We start from the raw sequence: 19,408 nt of genomic DNA, 5'->3' as shown, positions 1-19,408 counted from the left end.
GTCACGCACTTCCGATACGCGGCACGCCCTACTTCCACACCGACTTGTCGGCGTCCCAGCGCTGGCCCTTGAACTCTTTCGCCAGCGCTTCGAGCGAGCCGTTGTCGTCCTTCGGCTCACCGCCTTCCTCGTCGCCGGTGGATTCTTCCGACAAAAGCAATTTTGGGCCGGCGCCTTCATCGGCGGTCGTGATCACCGGGCTTGAGATCCACAGCATCAGCCGATCGGTGGCGCCCGGTTTATCCGGCGAGACCAGCGCGGTGATCTCGACAGTTTCAGTCAGCGCGAGCGCGGGATAGATCGGGCTCGGCCGCTTGAAGCTCAGCGTCAGTTTTCCGGTGTTGGCGTCCCACTCGGCGCCTGCGGCCTTGGCGGCAAGCGTTTTCGCGAGCACGCCTGAAACGGCCGAGGCGATCTTGTCCCTGTTGATCTTGTCGCCGTCGCGCCACTCGGCCGCGGCAAAGCGGATGGTGCGGTCCATTTCGATGCTGCCGCTGGTCCATCCCGCGGCGACCACGCCTGGTGCCGCCTTGGCCTTCGCGATCAGCGCTGTGGCGCGCTCCGGATCGGCCGTGAGGTTGATGGTCTGCTCGCCGGCACGCAGCGCATCGCAGGAGATCGAAAGGCTGGAAAGCCCGACCTCGACGGCCTCGCCCTTCAGGCTCTTGAGGAAATCCAGCGCGGCGTCGAGCTTGACCCGCACCCCGATCGCTTCCGGCGAGACGTCGGTAAAATCCTTTGGCGCCGGTGTGATGCCGTCGTCGCTGGTCTGATTGTCCAAAAATTCCTTCTCGCTGAGATCGGAATTGTCGGTCGAGGTCACTTCGGTCACGGTCTGGCCGATGCTGATCTGGCCGCGGAATTCGAAGGTATCGCCGACCGGCTTGCGCACCAGCTTGACGGTAACCGGCAGCTTGTCACCGAGGCTCTGCGTGCTGCCGGTCAGGTTCTGGCCGCTGACGGCGAGGTTGGCGACGAAGCGGTCCTTGCGGTCGGCGCCCTTCGCGGCGGGGTAGCAGACGTCGAGGGTAGCAGCGGTGACGTTCTTGCCCTGGCGGGTTTCCTTCAGAATGACATCGGCATTGCCGTCCATCAACCCGTCGATCGCGGTGAAATAGCGCGTCTCGGTCGCGCCGGGCGCCGTCTTGGGCTGCAGTTTCATCTGAGCGATGGCGAAATTCGGGGAGGCCATCACCAGACCGAGCAGGAGAAGGGGGAGCACGCGCATGTGAAATTCCCTGAGACCACAGAATCGGAAAGACGCCCTAGGTAGCAAACCTCAGTAGCTTCGGCCAAAAAGAAGGCCGTGAGGAGGCTTGCGCGCCTTGTATCCGGCAAGGGGAGGGAGGTTGACGCGTGTGCTCACCTCCCGCGTAACGGCTGATTAGTGAGGGACGCACCGGCGGAAGGGTTCCCTCCCCCCTTGCGGGGGAGGGCTAGGGAGAGGGGTGCCGCTTGCTCCGCTGTGAGACATAGCGCGACACAAAGCTCTCAGCTTGTTTCGCATGCAATGGTTGGCACAGGTCAGCCCGATCTCTTCATTCGAGTGCGCGGCTTACCCCTCTCCCCAACCCTCCCCCGCAAGGGGGGAGGGAGCCCTGCCAGCTTGCTCGCCTTACATGCGATCACAGTTTCCCTTGAACGCCGATGCTTCCGGCCTGTGGTGTTCGCAGGCTTTGCTGCAGCAAAAAAAGAAAGCCGCCCGGAGGCGGCCTTCGATTGGTTGGCGTGGGAAGGGGCGGGGCTCAGAAGCCCATGCCGCCCATTCCGCCCATGCCGCCGCCACCGCCGGGCATCGCCGGGGCGGGCTCCTTCGGCAGCTCGGCGACCATGGCTTCGGTGGTCACCAAAAGGCCGGCCACCGACGAAGCGTCCTGCAGCGCCGTGCGCACCACCTTGGCCGGATCGATGATGCCCTTGTCGACCATGTCGACATATTCCTCAGTCTGGGCGTCGAAGCCGAAGGTCTCCGACTTGTTCTCCAGGATCTTGCCGACCACGATCGAGCCTTCGACGCCGGCGTTTTCCGAGATCTGGCGAACCGGAGCTTCCAGCGCCTTCAGCACGATGTTGATACCGGCCTGAACGTCGGAATTGTCGTTGTTGATGCGGCCGACCGCCTTCTTGGCGCGGAGCAGCGCCACGCCGCCGCCCGGCACGATGCCTTCCTGCACAGCCGCGCGCGTCGCGTTGAGGGCGTCCTCGACGCGATCCTTCTTCTCCTTGACCTCGACCTCGGTCGCGCCGCCGACCTTGATCACCGCGACGCCGCCGGCGAGCTTTGCAAGGCGCTCCTGCAGCTTCTCGCGGTCGTAGTCCGAGGTGGTCTCCTCGATCTGCGCCTTGATCTGGGTGACGCGGGCCTCGATGTCCTTCTTCTTGCCGGCGCCCTTGACGATCGTGGTGTTTTCCTTGTCGATCACCACCTTGCCGGCGCGGCCGAGCATGTTGATGGTGACGCTTTCGAGCTTCATGCCGAGTTCATCGGAGATAAGCTGACCGCCGGTCAGGATCGCGATGTCTTCCAGCATCGCCTTGCGGCGATCGCCAAAACCCGGCGCCTTGACGGCGGCGACCTTCAGTCCGCCGCGCAGGCGGTTGACCACCAGCGTCGCCAGCGCCTCGCCCTCGACGTCCTCGGCGATGATCAGCAGCGGACGACCGGACTGCACCACGGCCTCCAGCACCGGCAGCATCGACTGCAGGCCGGACAGCTTCTTCTCGTGCAAGAGCACGTAGACGTCTTCCAGCTCGGCGGTCATCTTCTCGGCGTTGGTGATGAAGTAGGGCGACAGGTAGCCGCGGTCGAACTTCATGCCCTCGACGATGTCCACTTCGGTCTCGAGCGACTTGTTTTCCTCGACCGTGATCACGCCTTCATTGCCGACCTTCTGCATCGCCTGCGCGATCATCTTGCCGATCGCGGTGTCGCCATTGGCCGAGATAGTGCCGATCTGGGCGACCTCGGAGGAGGCGGCGACCGGCTTGGAGCGCTTCTCGAGGTCCTTGACCACGGCGTGAACCGCGATATCGATGCCGCGCTTGAGGTCCATCGGGTTCATGCCGGCGGCGACCGCCTTGCCGCCCTCGCGCACGATCGCCTGCGCCAGCACGGTGGCGGTGGTGGTGCCGTCGCCCGCGGTGTCGTTGGTCTTGGAGGCGACTTCGCGCAGCATCTGCGCGCCCATGTTCTCGAACTTGTCCTCGAGCTCGATTTCCTTGGCGACGGTGACACCGTCCTTGGTGATGCGGGGAGCGCCGAAGCTCTTCTCGATCACGACGTTGCGGCCCTTCGGACCGAGCGTCACCTTCACCGCGTTGGCGAGAACGTCGACGCCGCGCAGCATGCGGTCGCGGGCGTCGCCGGAAAATTTAACGTCTTTGGCAGCCATTTGAATTGCTCCTGGAAAATGGACCTCATCCTGAGGAGCGGGCATCGCCCGCGTCTCGAAGGATGATTTGTGAAAAGCGGGCCCTTCGAGACGGCAGCTTTGCTGCCTCCTCAGGGTGAGGCAGGGTGCCTTACGTCAGCACGCCCATGATGTCGGACTCCTTCATGATCAGGAGTTCCTCGCCATCGAGCTTGACCTCGGTGCCCGACCATTTGCCGAACAGCACGCGGTCGCCGACCTTGACGTCGATCGGAATCAGCTTGCCGGCCTCGTCGCGGCCGCCCGGGCCCACGGCGGTGATTTCGCCCTGCGACGGCTTTTCCTTGGCGCTGTCGGGAATGATGATGCCGCCCTTGGTCTTCTCCTCGGCATCGATGCGCTTGACCACGACGCGGTCGTGCAGTGGACGGAATTTGGTTTTGGCCATGACGTCTCCTCTTGAAGTTCCTCTGGGAGGCCTGGGGTTTCGGGTCTGTACCACTCGAAAATGGCTGGGAATGCCGGGTATTCGACGCCGCCCCGGGCGGGGTAGCACAACCCTTAGCAATCGTTGTATTTGAGTGCTAAACGTGGAGCCGGGGAATATGGCTTGGCGCCGATCCTGTCAAGCAAACAAGGAGATTAAAGCCTTGGTGAGGCCAATATAGGATGGTGCTTCGGAAACCAAATCGGTGCAGCGGCGTAATTTCAACCGACGTCATTGCTCCGGCAGGCTTTTTGCGGTTGGCTGCTGACGGGAGCGGCCAAGTGATTGCTCGGGGGAATGCGATGATCAGCTCACGTAATGCGCGTACGGTTGCCAATCTGGCGATCGCGTCGGCGCTTTCGATCTTGCTGGCGGCGTGCAGCAGCATGAGCCTGCCGTCGATGTCATCCAGTCCGCCGCCCGAGCCCGAAGTCGCGCCGGAAATGCCGGCAACCGTCCGCGCCGACGAGATCGTCGGCCGCTGGGGCCTTGCCTCGTTCCAGAATCCCAATGACCGTGCCCGCACCGAGGCTGCGGCGCGCGGGCAGTGCAAGCAGCCCTACGTGATCGGCGCCGGCGCCAATGGTGGCGTGGTCATGCATCTGGCCGATCAGGCGACGCCGCAGGAACTGCGCCTCAAAGGCAGTCCGAGCGGCAAGAACTATATCGGCCCGCCCGGCCCGGCCGGCGGCGACCAGGACCGCGAGATCGTCTCGTTCGACGGTCGCATCATGGTCACCCGCTTCATCGAAAAGGATGCCGCGGTCCGTTACGGCAACATGGTCTATGTCCGCTGCGCGCCGCGGGCGTGAGGTGAATAATGAGACGCCGTCATTCCGGGGCGATGCAAAGCATCGAACTATGGTGCGCAATTGCGCACCTGAGAATCTCGAGATTCCGGGTCTGGTGCTAGCGCACCATCCCGGAATGACGGTGTGAGAAATAACAAAAAACGCCGGCATCGCTGCCGGCGTTTTGTTTAGTCCGCGTTAACCAGCCCGATCAATCGAACAGGGCGTCGATGTCGTTCTGGGAGGCGTGACCGTCGTCGCCGTCCAGCTTCGGACCGTTCAGCAGCTTGGCATCGCCTTCGCGGGTGTCGACGATCGGGGGTGCGTGCGCCTTGATGGCATCGACGCCACCCCAGATTTCCATCATCTCGACGATGTGCTGTTCGATGAACCTCATTGTGTTCATCACCTTGCTGATGCGCTGGCCGGTGAGGTCCTGGAAATTGCAGGCCTCGAAGATCGAGACGACGCGTTCCTGGATCTCCTCGCTGAGCAGCTTCTGCTGGTCCGGAGAAATGTTCTTGGAAAGCGCGGTCGCCGCCTGGTCGATCGCTTCGGTGGCTTCGAGAATTTGCTGGGTGGCCTGTTCGGTGCCGCCGACGACGGCGCCGAGTTCGCCATTGACCTTGGCCATTTCTTCGCCGTTGAAGCTGTTGCCGTGCAGCACGGCGATTTCGCGCTTGGTGCGGCTGATGGCGTCGTGAATGAGGTCGAGCTCGACCTTCAGCTTCTCGCACTGCTCGATCTGGGCGCGATAGGTTTCCAGCAGCGCATGGTTCTCGGCAACCCCGCGCGCAACGTCTGTGGCCTCGACCGCTGCGGGGCGAGTGTGGCCGAAGGCCGCCATCTGTGCGCGGATCGAGCGCAACTCGGCCATGATCTCGCGATGCATCGGGCCGATCTCGCCGCCTTCAACGGCAGGCATGACAATTGGCGCATCGCCCAGAATGGCTTGTTCGATACGAAAACGTTTGCGACTTACCGACATGAGTTTTTCCCACCCCTTCATTGCCCGGGTGTTTTAAACCATGGCGATTTAACGTCAGGTTCACGGCGCAATATCGCGTGTCGGCGCTTTGCATGCGGGCGCACACCACCGATTAACCATGAGGGGCCCGCGTTCACGCAAAATAAACGCTACCGGACAAATCCGCGCGCGCTTGCCGACGTGGTGAATCGAAACGCGGCTGCTGTTTACCAAACCGATTAGGTTTTGATTTGTATTGATCGCGCGCAGCGGCGTTTGTCGCGCCGTTGCGCTAGCCGCCCCCCGCAGTGACGAACAGTACAGAGTACGTCGATGTCCGGAAAAATCCTTGTTGCGCTCTTCGCGAGCGTGTCTTGCCTTTGCTTCGCCAGCGAGGCTGCAGCGATCGATGCCTCATCATCAACTGAGCCCACCGTGATCTACGCCCGCCAACCGGCGCCGGTGCGCATGGCTTCTGCCGAACGCTCCAACATGGGCGGCGGCTTCATCGAATTCCTGTTCGGCGATGCGCCGCAGGGCGGGCGCTATCAACAAGCGCCGGCCTATCAGCAGCAGCCGGATTACGGCTATGGCGGGCGGCGCGCGCTGCTGCCGCCGATGGATCCGTACCAGTCGATGCGGCGCGAGGAGGAGGAAGCATTCGACCCCGCGCAGCACCGGCTCGATCCGAAATATGAAAAGCAGGTGGTCGAGTATCACGGCAAGGAAAGCCCGGGCACCATCGTGATCGACACCCCGAACAAGTTCCTGTTCCTGGTGCAGGGCGACGGCAAGGCGCTGCGCTACGGCGTTGGCGTCGGCCGTCCCGGCTTCACCTGGTCGGGCGTCAAGACGATCTCGGCGAAGAAGGAATGGCCGGCCTGGACGCCGCCACCGGAAATGCTGGCGCGCCGCCCCGATCTGCCGCGGTACATGGAAGGCGGCCCGCAAAATCCGCTCGGCGCGCGCGCGATGTATCTGGGGTCGTCGCTCTATCGCATCCACGGCTCCAACGAGCCATGGACCATCGGCACCAATGTCTCGTCCGGCTGCATCCGCATGCGCAATGAGGACGTGATCGATCTCTACGGCCGCGTCGGCGTCGGCGCGAAAGTGGTGGTGATCTAGTTTCGAGCCGCAAAAACAATGTCGTCCCTGCGAACGCAGGGACCCATAACCACCACTGCTCGTTGTAGAGCGAGATAGCAGCTCGAGTCTCTGCCACAACACCCGCCTGTGGTTATGGGTCCCTGATCGCGCGGAGCCTGTCATCGGGCGCGCATTCGCGCGACCCGTTGGCTTGTCAGGGACGACGGCAGAGAGAATCAAAACGGCCGCCCATCGGGGCGGCCGTTTGCGTTTTCATCGCCGACGCGCGTCAGGCGTAATCGCCATCGCCGCCGTCGTCGCCGTCAAAACCGTCGGCATCATGATCCATGTCGTTGTCCTCGTCGTGCGAGGCTTGATCAAAGAATCCCTGCCGCGAACCGCTGTCGTCATTGTTGTCGGCGCGTCGGCTCGACGACCCGATGTCGTTGACTCCGGCATCGCGCGCGAGATCGCCGCCGGACTGATCGCCCCACGGCCTGCGGTCTTCGACGCCGCCGCTGTGGTTCGCCGTGTCGCCGAACGCTTGATGATTGCCGCCGCCCATCATCCCTCGAATGCTGTTGAGCAGCAGCGATCCGCCGACCACGCCGGCTGCGGCTGCCGCCGCCGTGCCGAGGAATGAGCCGCCACCGCCGCCGGGCTGCGGCTGCTGCGCGCCATAGGGCTGGCCGTAGGCCGGCTGGTTATATTGCCCGGGCGGCGGCGTCTGCTGCAGCACCTGGCCGCTGTTCCACGTCGGGCGGCCGCCCATGTCGGGCGCGCGAACGTTGGGCACGGAGCCCTGGTTTTGGCCGTGCTGCTGATTCTGTCCGAAGATCGCGTCGCGCATCGAATCGAGGAAGCCGCCGGATTGGGTTTGCTGGCCCGCCGCCGCTTCCAATTCCTGGATGCGCATGTCGGCGCGCTTCAGTGCCTCGTCCTGCACAAGCGCGGTTTGCACCAGCGCATAGACCGCGTTGGGCGCGTTGCGCAGGCCCTCCATGATTGCGGACATGGCCTCTGGATCGCGCTTGGCGCTCTCCAGCTTGGCGAGCCGGTCGAAAAGATCGTCAATCAGTTGGCGTTCTTGCGGTGTCATGGCCCTCTCCCTCGCGTCGAATCGTGATCGACGCGCCCAAGGATGTAAGAAGGGCTTTGTGTCGCAAGTAGTGGGCGGCCGAATTAAATTTTGGTATGCGACAAAACGCCAAGCGGCTTTCGCAGATATCTGTCAACTCAATGTGACTTTATTCGCCGCCAGCAATGTCGGGAATCGATCGCTGGCCAGAAATGCGTGTTCCGCCTCGCGCTGGGTGGTCAGGGGATCGAGGCCCTCGAGCGTTTCGTCGACAAAGCCGGGGTGGCACATCACCAGCCCGCCTTCCGGCAGCCCTTCGAGGAACTGTCGCATCAGCACGCCGAAATCGGGCTCTTTCGAAAAATCATAGGCGCCGGCGAAGACGGGGTTGAACGGGATTTTCGCATGGACGGCGCGCTTGCGAAATTGCGCGCTGAGAACGTCGAGCACCAAAGCCTTCGGCTCGCTGAGCAGTTGGCCCAACGGTTTGAGGCGTCCGCCCTGGCGAACCCAGGCGCTGGGGGCCGCCTCCTTGACCGCGCGCAGAAAAGCGTCGCGCACCCCAGGGAAGAGTTGCGCGTGCTGATGACCGTCGACGAAATCGGGCGCGCGGCCGAACAGATCTTTGAAGACTGCAAGCTGGGCTGCGAGTTCGTCTTCGATCATTTCGGAATCGAGCCGCCGCAGCAGGCCCGCGCGCAGCAGCTTCGGAAACGGCAGGAACAAGCCGCCGTCGACCGGCCTGAAGTGCATCGTCAGCGGACGAAACGGCGCAGTCAGCGTCGCATGCAGTCCGATCGCGCAGCGTGGGCTCGCCGCCGCAACTTCCTGCAGCGCGGCGACTTCGGCGCGCCCGATCGCGGCGCCGACCACCATCACCGAGGTGGCATTGAGACGGCTGCGGCCGATCAAATCGCGGATGGCGCGGTTGACGCCTTCGGCCAGCCCGTAATCGTCGGCGCATAGCCAGATCCGGCGCGGCGGCGCGGCATCGTTCATTCGGCGGCGGCCCGTTCGCTGGCGCTGGCCGTCGCCTCGCCATCGGCGCGCTTCTCGTTGTGCTCGGCGACGAAATAGATCGGACGCGCCTTCAGCTCGGAGAGGATCTTGCCGATATATTCGCCAACAATGCCGATCATGATGAGCTGCACGCCGCCGATCGTCATCATGCCGATCATCAGCGAGGGATAGCCGGGGACCTGCTTGCCGGTGGTCCAGACTTCCCAGAGAATGGTGAGGCCGAACAGGAAGGCGCTGATGGCGAGCAGCACGCCGAGCAGGCTGGCAAAGCGCAGCGGCGCCACCGAGAACGAGGTCAATCCCTCGATCGACAGGCCGATCAGCCGGCCCGGGCTGAACGTGGTGACGCCGTGCGCGCGAGGCGCCGGCTCGTAGTCGACGCGGATCTGGCGGAAGCCGATCCAGTTCGACAGGCCCTTGAAGAAGCGGTTGCGTTCGGGAAGCTGCCGCAGCGCGGCCGCCGCGCGTGGCGACAGCAGGCGGAAATCGCCGGCGTCCTCGGGGATCTTCTGCCGCGCGCCCCAATTGATCAGCGCGTAGAAGCTGTGCACGGCCTGGCGGCGCAGGAACGATTCATTGTCGCGATGCGCCTTCGCCGTATAGACGACGTCGTAGCCGTCATCGATCCAGTGCGCGACGAGCTTTTCGACCAGACTCGGCGGATGCTGGCCGTCGCCGTCCATGAACAGGATAGCGCCGCGGCGGGCATGATCGAGCCCCGCCATCAGCGCTGCCTCCTTGCCGAAATTGCGCGACAGCGAGACGACCTGCACGTCGAGCGCATCGGCGGCCAGCGAACGCGCGATCGCCAGCGTGTTGTCGGCGCTGCCGTCGTCGACATAGACCACTTCGCAGGTGAGGCCGTGGCGCGCCTTCAGCGTCTTGGCGAGCCCGATCAATCGCTCGTGCAGCAAAGCGAGCCCTGCCGCCTCGTTGTACAGCGGCACGACAATCGACAAGCCTTTCGCCGCCGCGCTGGCTGCGGTCGTCGTCAGGCGGGAAACGTCAGAGCCGAGCGTCATCAATCAGGTCCCAGATTATCCAACCACATATGTTACCCGCGAGATGCTGTCGCAACGATGAACGAAACGGCAGCCTTATTGCCGCAGGAACGTCTCGAGCCTGGCAAATAACGGGTTTTCGCGGTCGAGCACATAGTCGAGCGAGGCAATCGAGACCGTGTCGGCGCCATGCTCGCGCAGGAAGCTGCCGAGCGCGTAAAGATGCATCGGCGGGCAGTGCAGCGTGAGCATGCCGGACGAGGTCGGCCCGCCGAACGGCGCCACCACGCCAAAGCGGTTATGCGCCTCGTTAAGCAACGCCTCGTTGCAGCCGGCGAAACGTGTGCGCACCTCGCGATATTTGCTGGCCCGGGCTCGAGCTGCGATGTGATCGAGGATGATGCGCGCGGTCTCGCGGGCTTCAGTCGACCAGTCGGCATCGCGGGAGGCGACGAGGTTGGCCTGGCTGCGCAGGATCACGCCGTCGTCGAGCACCTTCAGCCCGTTGGCGGCGAGCGTCGCGCCTGTCGTCGTGATATCGACAATCATCTCGGCGGTGCCGACGGCGGGCGCGCCTTCGGTGGCGCCGGCGCTTTCGACGATGCGATAGTCGACCACGCCGTGGGCGGCGAAGAAGTTGCGCGTCAGGTTGATGTACTTGGTCGCGACCCGCATTCGCCGGTTATGCTGGGCGCGGAAGCCTGTCGTGACATCGTCGAGATCGGCCATGGTACGGACGTCGATCCAGGCCTGCGGCACCGCGACCACGACATTGGCGCTGCCGAAGCCGAGGCTGTCGATCAAGAGCACGCGCTTGTCGGCATCGGGGATGCTTTCGCGCAGCAGATCTTCGCCGGTGACGCCAAGATGCACCATGCCGCGCGCAAGTTGGGAAGCGATTTCGCTCGCCGAGAGATAGGCGATCTCGACATTGTCGAGGCCTGTAATGGTGCCGCGATAGTCGCGCGCGCCGCGCGGCTTTGCCAGCGCAAGCCCCGCGCGCGTGAAAAACGCCTCAGTGTTTTCCTGCAGGCGGCCCTTGGAGGGAACGGCGAGGACGAAGGGGGCAGTCATGCGACGCTCCCTTGCGCGTTGGACTGGCCGAGCTGCGTCAGCGCCTCGATCCACACCGAGAATCCGACCGCCGGGATCGGCGAGGCCGAGCCGAGTTGCGTCATCAGGCCATCGTAGCGCCCGCCTCCCACCAGCGGCTCGACGCCGTCGCCCTTGGCGTGCAGTTCGAATTCGAAGCCGGTGTAATAGTCGAGGCCGCGCCCGAACGAGGTGGAGAAGCGCGCCAGCTTGGTGTCGATGCCGCGCGCGGCCATGAAGCCGACGCGGCTTTCGAGCTGGTCGATCGCCGCGGTCAGATCGAGCTTGGCATCGGATGCCAGCTCACGCAGTTGCTTGACCGATTCATCGAGATCGCCCGCAATCGCCAGGAAGCGCTTGATGGTATCGAGGGCGTCGCGCGGCAGTGCACCGCCCTTCAGCGTCGATTGTTCGAGGAAGCGATCGGCGATTTCGTCGACCGTGCGTCCGCCGACATTGGTGGTGCCGGCGATCGACATCAGGTCGGTGACCAGCGCCAGCGCCGCCTTGCGGTCGGAGCCGGCGAGCGCCGCCAGCACGCCCTCATATTCGTTGCGGCCGGGCGCAGTCGCAAGCGTCAGCCGCTCGATGTCCTCGGCGAGGCTGACCTTGCGGTTGAAATCCTTGATCAGCCGCCGCCGCCACACCGGATAGAGATCGAGCGCATCGATCAGCGCAGTGAACAGCGCAACGTCGCCGGTGCGGATTTCGACATCCTTCAATCCGAAGGCGGAGGTCGCTCCCAGCGCCAGCGCCAGCATTTCCGCATCCGCCGCGGCGCGGTCCTGCCGGCCGAAGGACTCGATGCCGGCCTGCAAAAATTCGCTGGGACGGCCGCCGCGATAGCGGAACACCGGCCCGAGATAGCTGAAGCCCGCCGGCTGGCCGGCGCGTTCCGAGGCGAGGTAATCGCGCGCCACCGGAATGGTGAGGTCAGGGCGCAGGCAGAGTTCCTCGCCGGAGGCGTCGGTCGTGAGATAAAGGCTCTTGCGGATGTCCTCGCCGGAGAGGTCAAGAAACGGCTCCGCCGGCTGCAGGATATCAGGGTGAGCCTGGATGTAGCCGCCTTGTGCAAACGACAATAGCAGCGCGTCCGCCCAGGCGGCGGACCCGGCAGCACCTCTGACGGCAGCGGTCGCGGTCATTCTGCGTCCAAATATCCGGAAAAACCGGGTTCCAGGTTCGTTTGAGGCCTCCCCCGGTGTCCGGGCGGCTCATTGGCGCAGGCCTTAGCATGCCCGGGGCGGCGTTTCGACAGGGATTGGCCAACTGAATTAATGGGGGTGGCTTGGGCTGGCCAGGCGGGTCAGGACAACGAACCGCATAGCTGATGACAAAGATTGCTAAAGTCTGTGCTCACGCCCATAATGAGTGGAGGAGAGGTCCCGCCATGAATATGAATGTTTCGCTGACCGACGAACTGAGCGAATTTGTCAAAGCCAAGGTTTCAAGTGGCCGTTACACCTCGGCAAGCGAGGTCGTGCGCGAGGCGCTGCGGATCATGGAGCAGACGGAGGAAGCCCGGTTGGCTTTCCTGCGCAATGCGTGGGCGGCAGGCCAGGCAAGCGGCGACGCTGGCCCCGCCGATTTCGCTGATATCAAGGCGCAAGGCCGGGCGCTGTTGAAGGCGGCGGGCAGATAACTTGGGAGAGGTTCGCCTTTCTCAGCTCGCGGAGCGTGATCTTCTCGAAATCTGGATTCACATTGCGGCCGACAAAGGCTTGGCGACCGCTGACCATTGGATTGATCGTATTGAAGCGCGGTGCCGTCAGCTCGCGGAATTTCCCGAGTCCGGGCCGCCTCGTCCCGACATCGCCGCGGGTGCCCGGATGCTAGTCATTGTGCGCTGGCTGGCGCTTTACGAGATCACGAAAGGCGGTGTGCGCATCGTTGATGCCGCGCGCAATCTGGGAGAACTGGATTTGTCCGGCGACTGACCGGCACTGAGCCAGCCTTCAGTTCCGCCAATCACCCAGAGCCGCCTGCACCAGCGCCAGTGCGGCCACGGCTGCCGTATCGGCCCGCAGAATCCGTGGGCCCAACGACAGCCTGAGGATGCTCGGCTGCCGCAACAGAAGCTCACGCTCCTCTCCGGCAAAGCCGCCCTCCGGCCCGATCAATACGTCGATGCCGGAGCTCGCGGCCTGCGCCGCCTGCAGCGCTTGCACGGGACCGCCGACGTCGCTCGCCTCGTCGCAGAACACCAGCAGGCGGCTGGCTTGGCGCTTGTCGAGAAATCGGTCCAGCGCGATCGGCTCGGCGACCTGCGCAAGGCTCAGGATTCCGCATTGCTCGGCGGCCTCGATGACGTTGGCGCGCATCCGCTCGCCGTTCACCCGCGAGACCTGGGTGTGCCGCGTCAGCACCGGCTGCAGGCTTGAGGCACCCATCTCGACCGCCTTCTGCACCATGTAGTCGAGGCGAGCGTGTTTCAGCGGCGCAAAGACATAGGCAATGTCGGGCAGGCGGTCCTGCGGCCGCGTCTGCGCGACGATGCTCAAGCCGTCGGGCCGCTTGCGGCCCTCGATTGCCGCCTGCCATTCGCCGTCGCGGCCGTTGAACACCAAAATGGTTTCGCCGGCCGAGAGCCGCAGCACGTTGCCCAGATAATTGCTCTGGTTGCGCTCCAGCGCGATTCTTTCGCCCTCCCGCAAGGGGGCGTCGACGAACAGGCGCGGGGCGCGAAAATCGAGATCAGGCATCCGTAATATTCCGTTTCCGCGCCGCTTTTAGCCTAAAGCGCTAGAATCCGGACGCGGTTTTTGCCTTCGGCGCGGCGATGCTGCTCAAGTCCAACCGGTTGCCGCCGACACCCAGGAATTGTAGAAAGTTACCAACGCTATTTGCGCTTCGACCGAAGATTTGAGCCGCTTGCGGTTTGCAGGAGAACACCGTTGGTCATCCGCCGCCTGATTGTGCCGCTGATAGCTGCCATCATAAGCTTTCAAGCAGATGACATCTTTGCTCAGGGCTCATTTCCGGCGTCCTTGTCCAGTGAGAGCGGCACACCTGCCGGCAATGCTTCGCCGTTTTCGTCAACGAACGGCGCGGCACCGGCGGCCTCGCTCGGCGGCCTTGGTCCAAGCAATTGGGCGACGCCTCCGACTGCAGCGGGGGTTTGTATGAACCGATATGCCCAGTTGCGCGAAGAGGCGGAGAAACACGGCAAGTTGATCAAGGCCGCGAGTGAGCGCAAGGCGTCTGCGCTCGAGGCGTGCGGACTGATCGGTAATTTCAGCCAGGCCGAATTGAAGATGATCAAATTTGTCGAGGTCAATGCAGCAAGGTGCGGAGTTGCGCCGCAGATCGCCGACCAACTCAAGAACGCCCATAAGAACACCGAGAAGATGCAGCGGCAGGTCTGTGCCGTCGCGCAGCAGGAGCGGAAGAGAGGACCAGCGGGACCGGTCGGCGACTTCTGGCCCCCATCCGGACCGGTCGGCGACTTCTGGACCGTCCGTTGACTCCTGAGACTTGGTTGAAGTGCGTCGCGGAAATCGGGTTCGGGCATCCGTAATATTCCGTTTCGGCGCCGCTTTTGGCCCAAAGCGCTAGAATCCGGACGCTATTTTAACTTCCGGGACGCCCCTGCGCCGCGCTGCTGCCCCAATCAACGGGTTGTTAAGCGTCGGCAGGAATCGTAAAAAGTGCCCACCGCAAATTCGCTTCGTTTTCGAAGACGCTGGGGTTGCCTGGACCTAGCCGGAGATACAGCCTTGATGATCCGCCGCCTGATTGTGCCGCTGACCGCTGCCGTCGTGACCGTTCACGCGGGCCAAGCCTTCGCGCAGGGCGCGTTCCCGGCGCCGTTGCCGAACCAGAGCGCCGCGCCTGCGAATTCGCCGTTTCCGCCGGTGAATGGCGCGGCGCCATCGGCCTCGGTCGGCGCTCCGTCGCCGTTCCCCTCGCAGGGCGCTGCCCCGGTTTCCAGGGGATTCAGTGGCCCGCCGCCGCAAGCCAGCGGTTCGGCGGACGCCTGCATGCAGGGCTTCGTTCCGTTGCGCGAGGAAGCCGAGAAGCGCGGCAAGCTGATCAAGGCCGCGAGCGATCGCAAGGCGCCGCCGGATGAGGCCTGCAAGCTGATCAAGAATTTCGGCCAGGCCGAAATGAAGATGATCAAATATGTCGAGACCAACTCGGCAAAGTGCGGAATTCCGTCGCAGATAGCCGACCAGCTCAGGAACGGCCACAAGAACACCGAGAAGATGCAGAATCAGGTCTGTGCCGTCGCGCAGCAGGCGGCGGCTGCCAGGCCGGCTGGCCCCAGTCTCAGCGAGGTGCTCGGCTCGTCGGCGGCGCTCCCTGAGGCGCAGACGGTCAGGAAGGGTGGCAGCACCTTCGATACGCTGAACGGCAACGTTCTCGCGCGATGACCCCGACCCGATGAGCGACGCGACTACCCGCGTTGCCGATGCGACCGGCAACTGGGTCGATACGCGCGCGCCGTCCTGGTCGCGGCCCTATTTGCGGCTTTCCCGTTACGATCGTCCGATCGGCTCGTGGCTGTTGCTGATGCCGTGCTGGTGGTCGGCGGCGCTGGCCGCCGGAATCGCGCGTGACATCTCGCAATTGCCGCTCGTGATCGTGCTGTTCTTCATCGGCGCCTTCGTCATGCGCGGTGCTGGCTGCGCCTGGAACGACATCACCGACCGCGACCTCGACGCCAGCGTCGAGCGCACGCGCTCGCGGCCGCTGCCCGCTGGCCAGATCAGCGTGACGCAGGCGTTCGCGTTCCTGGTCCTGCAGGCGCTGATTGGGCTCGCGGTGCTCTTGCAGTTCAACCGCTTTGCAATCCTGACCGGCGTCGCCTCGCTCGTCATCGTCGCGGTCTATCCCTTTATGAAGCGCATCACCTGGTGGCCGCAGGTCGTGCTGGGGCTGGCGTTCTCCTGGGGCGCGCTGATGGGATTTGCGGTCACGCTCGGCCGCATCGATCTCACCGCGCTCGTGCTCTATGCCGGCTCGATCGCCTGGGTGATCGGCTACGACACGATCTACGCCCATCAGGACGCCGAGGACGATGCGTTGATCGGCATCAAATCGACGGCGCGCCTGTTCGGCGCGCGCACCCATCGGGCGCTCGCGGTGCTTTATTCGCTCGCGGTGGTTCTGATCGGCGTCGCGCTGGCGCTGGGCGGCGCGCGCTGGCCGGCGTGGGTCGGGCTCGTGGCGTTTGCCGCGCATCTGGCCTGGCAGATTGGGCGATTGAACATCAGCGATCCCGCGCTCTGCCTGCGCCTCTTCAAGTCGAACCGCGATGCAGGTCTGTTGCTGTTTGCGGGACTGCTGATTGACGCGGTGATGCGTTCGGTCTCGTAGGGTGGGCGAAGGCGCGTAGCGACGTGCCCACCATCTATCATCGAGCACACTTCGAGATGGTAGGCACGCTTTCGCTTTGCCTACCCTGTACATACGTGTCCGCGAACTGATTTGCCGCGTACGCCACGGTTGCTTGGCGAGAGTTCTGCTAAAGCAAACTCAATCCCGCGCGATGATCTCGCGTTCGTCCCGATGAACCGTCTCGGTATTGATGAGGTTGCCGCCCCGGCGGCGCATCAAAAATTTCGGGCGGCGGGCGCGGATGGCGTTGTGGCGGCGGCGGCGGGCGGCCGGTTCGCGATCATCGTCCTCGGTCAACAGCGGCAGCGCGAAGATGTCGCTCCACATCTGCCAGGCGGAGGCGATCTCCTCGTGGTCGGAACTCACACACAAGGGAATGTTCAAGGACGGGTCGCGATGCGCCAGCACCAGCATCTGTGCGTCGTCGAGACCACGCAGTGCAACGCCGAGAAAATCGCTGACGCGGACGTTGATCGCCATCCGCATGCCCTTGACGGCACGGTGCAGCACGACGCGCTCGCGGTGAAGTTCGATCCTGCGCACGCCGCCGTCCGCACGGGTGTCGTGCGCATGGAAGCTGAGCGGCAGAGAAAGAGGGTCGAGCCGCAGTGAACGGCTCGACCCGGCGGGATTGATCCCGCTTATTGCTGTTTGACGCCTCACGGCTCTCATCTCCCCGCCGGGATTATGTTCCCGGTCGATACGCGAGACCTTAGCCGAGCGATTTCCGTTTCGCCTTAAAAAGCCTGGTTAACCCAAAGTCACCCGCCAGCATGATTGACAAGACCTTGGCTCACATGATTGACGAGACCTTGCGGCGATGCCGAAAATGTTTGGCATTTGGCGTCGCAAGATGCTTGAAATCCCTGTGAATCAGGCACATCTCAGGGCCTTGCCGGCCGGCGTCCGAACCCTTCAATGTCAGGGATTTTGTTTGTGAACTCTTCACCATCCACGGCTTCGCCGCTTTCGAAGGCCCCCGCAACTTCCGACCTGTTCGATCAATCGGCGCTCTCGATGCTGGCGCAGCGGCTGGTGGAGGCGGCCAAGCGTGCCGGGGCGGACGCCGCGGATGCCGTCGCGGTGCGCGGGGTTTCGCAGGGCGTCGAGGTGCGCGATGGCCGGGTCGAGGAATCCGAGCGCTCCGAAGGCGACGACGTCGGATTGCGCGTGCTGGTCGGCCAGCGCCAGGCGGTGGTCTCGACCAACGATATTTCCGGCGACGGCGTTGCGAAGCTCGCCGAACGGGCGGTCGCAATGGCCCGCGTCGCGCCCGACGACAAATATGTCGGCCTCGCCGATCCCTCGCTGCTCGCGCGCGAGTTCGCCGAGCTCGATCTGCTCGACCGCATTATTCCGACCACGAGCGAACTGGAGCGGCGTGCCTGCGAGGCGGAAGCCGCGGGCCTTGCGGTCAAGGGCGTGACCAAATCGAGCGGCGCGTCCGCCTCGAGCGGCATCGGCGGCATGGTGCTGGTGACTTCGACCGGCTTCCATGGCTCATATTTGCGCTCCAGCCACGGCATCTCGATGACCGCGATCTCGGGCGAAGGCACCAGCATGGAGCGTGATTACGACTTCACCTCGGCCCCGCATGCGTCCGACCTCGATGCTCCCGAAAGCGTCGGCCGTCGGGCAGGCGAGCGTACGGTGGCGCGCGCCAATCCGCGCAAGGTCGAGACCTGCAAGGTGCCGGTGGTCTACGATCCCCGGGCCTCGGGGTCGCTGGTCGGCCATCTCGTCGGCGCCATCAACGGCGCTTCGATTGCGCGCAAGACCAGTTTCCTCAAGGACAAGCTCGGCGAGCAGTTGTTTTCAAAGGACATCCGCATCATCGATGACCCCTTACGCGTGCGCGGCCTGCGCTCGCAGACTTTTGACGCCGAGGGCGTCAGAGTGAAGAAGCTCGCGCTCATCGACGAGGGCGTGCTGACCACGTGGCTGCTGGACTGTGCGACCGCGCGCGAGCTCGGGATGGTCACGACCGGACATGCCCATCGCGGCGTCTCGTCGTCGCCGTCGCCGGGGTCGTACAATCTGCATCTCGAACCCGGCGCGATGACGCCGAAGGAACTGATCTCCGACATCAAGCAGGGCTTTTACGTCACCGACCTGATCGGCTCCGGCGTCAACGGCGTGACCGGCGATTACAGCCGCGGCGCCTCGGGTTTCTGGATCGAGAACGGCGAGCTCACTTACCCCGTCAGCGAGGTGACGATCGCGGGCCATCTGCTGGCGATGTTCAAGTCGCTCGTTCCCGCCAACGACCTGGAATTCCGCTACGGCGTCAACGCGCCGACGCTGCGCATCGAGGGCTTGACGCTTGGCGGACGCTGATACCGCCGAGCGGATCTGGGCGCGCGATGCCGCGCTGCTGAAGGACACCGTGCGCGAAGCCGGCGCGCTGGCGCTGTCGCTGTTTCGCACCGAATTGAAGAACTGGACCAAGGGCGTTTCCTCGCCGGTCTCCGAGGCCGACATCGCCGTCAACGACCTCGTCGAACGGCGGCTACGCGCGGCGACGCCGGATTATGGCTGGCTGTCCGAGGAAAGCGTCGATGACGACACACGGCTCGGCAAGGAACTGGTCTGGATCGTCGATCCGATCGACGGCACCCGCGCCTACCTCGCGCATCGTGAAGACTGGTGCGTGAGCGTGGCGCTGGTTTCGGGTTCAACGCCGGTACTGGCGGCGGTGTTCGCGCCCGCCAGCGACGAATTCTTCTTCGCGATGCGCGGCAAGGGCACCATGCTGAACGAGAAGCGGGTCCGTGCATCCGCAGGAACAGAGCTCGATTTTTCCCGTATGGCCGGCCCAAAACCGCTGGTGCAGCGGCTGAGTTCGTCACCGGACGACATCACGCTGCATCCGCGAATCGGATCGCTGGCGCTGCGGCTGTGCCGGGTTGCGGACGGCAGTCTCGATGCCGCTTTTGCCGGCGGCCAAAGCCGCGATTGGGATCTTGCCGCGGCGAATTTGATCGTGCAGGAAGCGAATGGTAGAATGACTGCGCTCTCGGGGGATGCGATTGAGTATAATCGCCGGGAGGTGGTGCACGGGATGCTGGTGGCAGCGGGACACGATCGGCATGCGCGCATTGTCGAGCATTTCCGGGATCGTCGGTTGCCCTGAATCGGTCGAAATCCGTGCCACAAATCATCCCGTTCATAC

20 protein-coding genes are annotated in these 19,408 nt (G+C 64.0%); 9 read left to right on the top strand and 11 right to left on the bottom strand.

Annotated elements, in window-relative coordinates:
- Positions 1-28 precede the first annotated feature (28 nt).
- The 3 genes from V1292_RS02910 to V1292_RS02900 all read right to left on the bottom strand — a co-directional run bounded on the left by V1292_RS02910 (position 29) and on the right by V1292_RS02900 (position 3,819).
- Complete coding sequence (locus tag V1292_RS02910; RefSeq protein WP_334370233.1) at positions 29-1,228, bottom strand: hypothetical protein; 1,200 nt, start codon at positions 1,226-1,228, stop codon at positions 29-31.
- Positions 1,229-1,745: 517 nt separating this feature from the next.
- Positions 1,746-3,392, bottom strand: a complete 1,647-nt coding sequence (groL, locus tag V1292_RS02905; protein WP_028351510.1) for a chaperonin GroEL — start codon at positions 3,390-3,392, stop codon at positions 1,746-1,748.
- A gap of 130 nt (positions 3,393-3,522) precedes the next feature.
- The gene (locus V1292_RS02900; protein ID WP_057842295.1) at positions 3,523-3,819 is read right to left on the bottom strand and encodes a co-chaperone GroES; all 297 of its coding nucleotides are present in this window, start codon (positions 3,817-3,819) and stop codon (positions 3,523-3,525) included.
- A gap of 341 nt (positions 3,820-4,160) precedes the next feature.
- On the opposite strand from V1292_RS02900, the gene V1292_RS02895 reads away from it, so the two are divergent.
- A complete protein-coding gene (locus V1292_RS02895) occupies positions 4,161-4,670 on the top strand; it encodes a hypothetical protein (protein ID WP_334370232.1) in 510 nt (169 codons plus the stop codon).
- Positions 4,671-4,860: 190 nt separating this feature from the next.
- On the opposite strand, the gene V1292_RS02890 is transcribed toward V1292_RS02895, so the two are convergent.
- Complete coding sequence (locus V1292_RS02890; RefSeq protein WP_334370231.1) at positions 4,861-5,637, bottom strand: protein phosphatase CheZ; 777 nt, start codon at positions 5,635-5,637, stop codon at positions 4,861-4,863.
- A gap of 312 nt (positions 5,638-5,949) precedes the next feature.
- On the opposite strand from V1292_RS02890, the gene V1292_RS02885 reads away from it, so the two are divergent.
- Entirely contained in the window at positions 5,950-6,744 is a 795-nt protein-coding gene (locus tag V1292_RS02885; protein ID WP_334370230.1) for a L,D-transpeptidase, read from the top strand.
- A 250-nt stretch (positions 6,745-6,994) separates the two neighbouring features.
- Here V1292_RS02885 and V1292_RS02880 read toward each other — a convergent pair whose 3' ends face one another.
- The 5 genes from V1292_RS02880 to V1292_RS02860 all read right to left on the bottom strand — a co-directional run bounded on the left by V1292_RS02880 (position 6,995) and on the right by V1292_RS02860 (position 12,041).
- Positions 6,995-7,804 carry a DUF2076 domain-containing protein gene (locus V1292_RS02880; RefSeq protein ID WP_334370229.1) on the bottom strand — a complete coding sequence of 270 codons (810 nt, stop codon included), beginning with the start codon at positions 7,802-7,804 and terminating at the stop codon, positions 6,995-6,997.
- 132 nt (positions 7,805-7,936) lie between these two features.
- Positions 7,937-8,782, bottom strand: a complete 846-nt coding sequence (locus V1292_RS02875) for a ChbG/HpnK family deacetylase (RefSeq protein WP_334370228.1) — start codon at positions 8,780-8,782, stop codon at positions 7,937-7,939.
- Positions 8,779-9,825, bottom strand: coding sequence for a glycosyltransferase family 2 protein (locus tag V1292_RS02870; protein ID WP_334370227.1), 1,047 nt, complete (start codon positions 9,823-9,825; stop codon positions 8,779-8,781). Before V1292_RS02870 ends, V1292_RS02875 begins: the two co-directional genes overlap by 4 nt.
- A 75-nt stretch (positions 9,826-9,900) precedes the next feature.
- Complete coding sequence (hisG, locus tag V1292_RS02865; protein WP_334370226.1) at positions 9,901-10,878, bottom strand: ATP phosphoribosyltransferase; 978 nt, start codon at positions 10,876-10,878, stop codon at positions 9,901-9,903.
- Positions 10,875-12,041, bottom strand: a complete 1,167-nt coding sequence (locus V1292_RS02860; protein WP_334370225.1) for an ATP phosphoribosyltransferase regulatory subunit — start codon at positions 12,039-12,041, stop codon at positions 10,875-10,877. Before V1292_RS02860 ends, hisG begins: the two co-directional genes overlap by 4 nt.
- Before the next feature lie 245 nt (positions 12,042-12,286).
- Between V1292_RS02860 and V1292_RS02855 the strand changes: the two genes are divergently transcribed.
- Complete coding sequence (locus V1292_RS02855; RefSeq protein ID WP_334370224.1) at positions 12,287-12,538, top strand: type II toxin-antitoxin system ParD family antitoxin; 252 nt, start codon at positions 12,287-12,289, stop codon at positions 12,536-12,538.
- A gap of 1 nt (position 12,539) precedes the next feature.
- The gene (locus tag V1292_RS02850) at positions 12,540-12,833 is read left to right on the top strand and encodes a type II toxin-antitoxin system RelE/ParE family toxin (RefSeq protein WP_334370223.1); all 294 of its coding nucleotides are present in this window, start codon (positions 12,540-12,542) and stop codon (positions 12,831-12,833) included.
- An 18-nt stretch (positions 12,834-12,851) separates the two neighbouring features.
- On the opposite strand, the gene V1292_RS02845 is transcribed toward V1292_RS02850, so the two are convergent.
- Complete coding sequence (locus V1292_RS02845) at positions 12,852-13,598, bottom strand: 16S rRNA (uracil(1498)-N(3))-methyltransferase (protein ID WP_334370222.1); 747 nt, start codon at positions 13,596-13,598, stop codon at positions 12,852-12,854.
- 192 nt (positions 13,599-13,790) lie between these two features.
- Here V1292_RS02845 and V1292_RS02840 point away from each other — a divergent pair, with 192 nt between their 5' ends.
- From V1292_RS02840 to ubiA, 3 genes are all read left to right on the top strand, one after another.
- Positions 13,791-14,360, top strand: a complete 570-nt coding sequence (locus tag V1292_RS02840; RefSeq protein ID WP_334370221.1) for a hypothetical protein — start codon at positions 13,791-13,793, stop codon at positions 14,358-14,360.
- 255 nt (positions 14,361-14,615) lie between these two features.
- Positions 14,616-15,269: a hypothetical protein gene (locus tag V1292_RS02835; protein ID WP_334370220.1), complete on the top strand. Its 654-nt coding sequence runs from the start codon at positions 14,616-14,618 to the stop codon at positions 15,267-15,269.
- Between the two features lie 10 nt (positions 15,270-15,279).
- Positions 15,280-16,215: a 4-hydroxybenzoate octaprenyltransferase gene (gene ubiA, locus V1292_RS02830; protein WP_334370219.1), complete on the top strand. Its 936-nt coding sequence runs from the start codon at positions 15,280-15,282 to the stop codon at positions 16,213-16,215.
- A gap of 159 nt (positions 16,216-16,374) precedes the next feature.
- On the opposite strand, the gene V1292_RS02825 is transcribed toward ubiA, so the two are convergent.
- Positions 16,375-16,899: a DUF6101 family protein gene (locus V1292_RS02825; protein WP_334376918.1), complete on the bottom strand. Its 525-nt coding sequence runs from the start codon at positions 16,897-16,899 to the stop codon at positions 16,375-16,377.
- A gap of 273 nt (positions 16,900-17,172) precedes the next feature.
- On the opposite strand from V1292_RS02825, the gene V1292_RS02820 reads away from it, so the two are divergent.
- The gene (locus V1292_RS02820) at positions 17,173-18,573 is read left to right on the top strand and encodes a TldD/PmbA family protein (protein ID WP_334370218.1); all 1,401 of its coding nucleotides are present in this window, start codon (positions 17,173-17,175) and stop codon (positions 18,571-18,573) included.
- Positions 18,560-19,369 (top strand): inositol monophosphatase family protein, encoded by an 810-nt coding sequence (locus V1292_RS02815; RefSeq protein WP_334370217.1) that lies wholly within the window; start codon positions 18,560-18,562, stop codon positions 19,367-19,369. The genes V1292_RS02820 and V1292_RS02815 overlap by 14 nt, the downstream gene beginning before the upstream one ends.
- Positions 19,370-19,408: the final 39 nt, after the last annotated feature.

It is taken from the genome of Bradyrhizobium sp. AZCC 1719 (genome assembly GCF_036924525.1).
GTDB lineage: Bacteria > Pseudomonadota > Alphaproteobacteria > Rhizobiales > Xanthobacteraceae > Bradyrhizobium.
The sequence above is the reverse complement of the archived record's forward strand: the minus strand, read 5'-3'. Positions and strand labels throughout refer to the sequence as shown.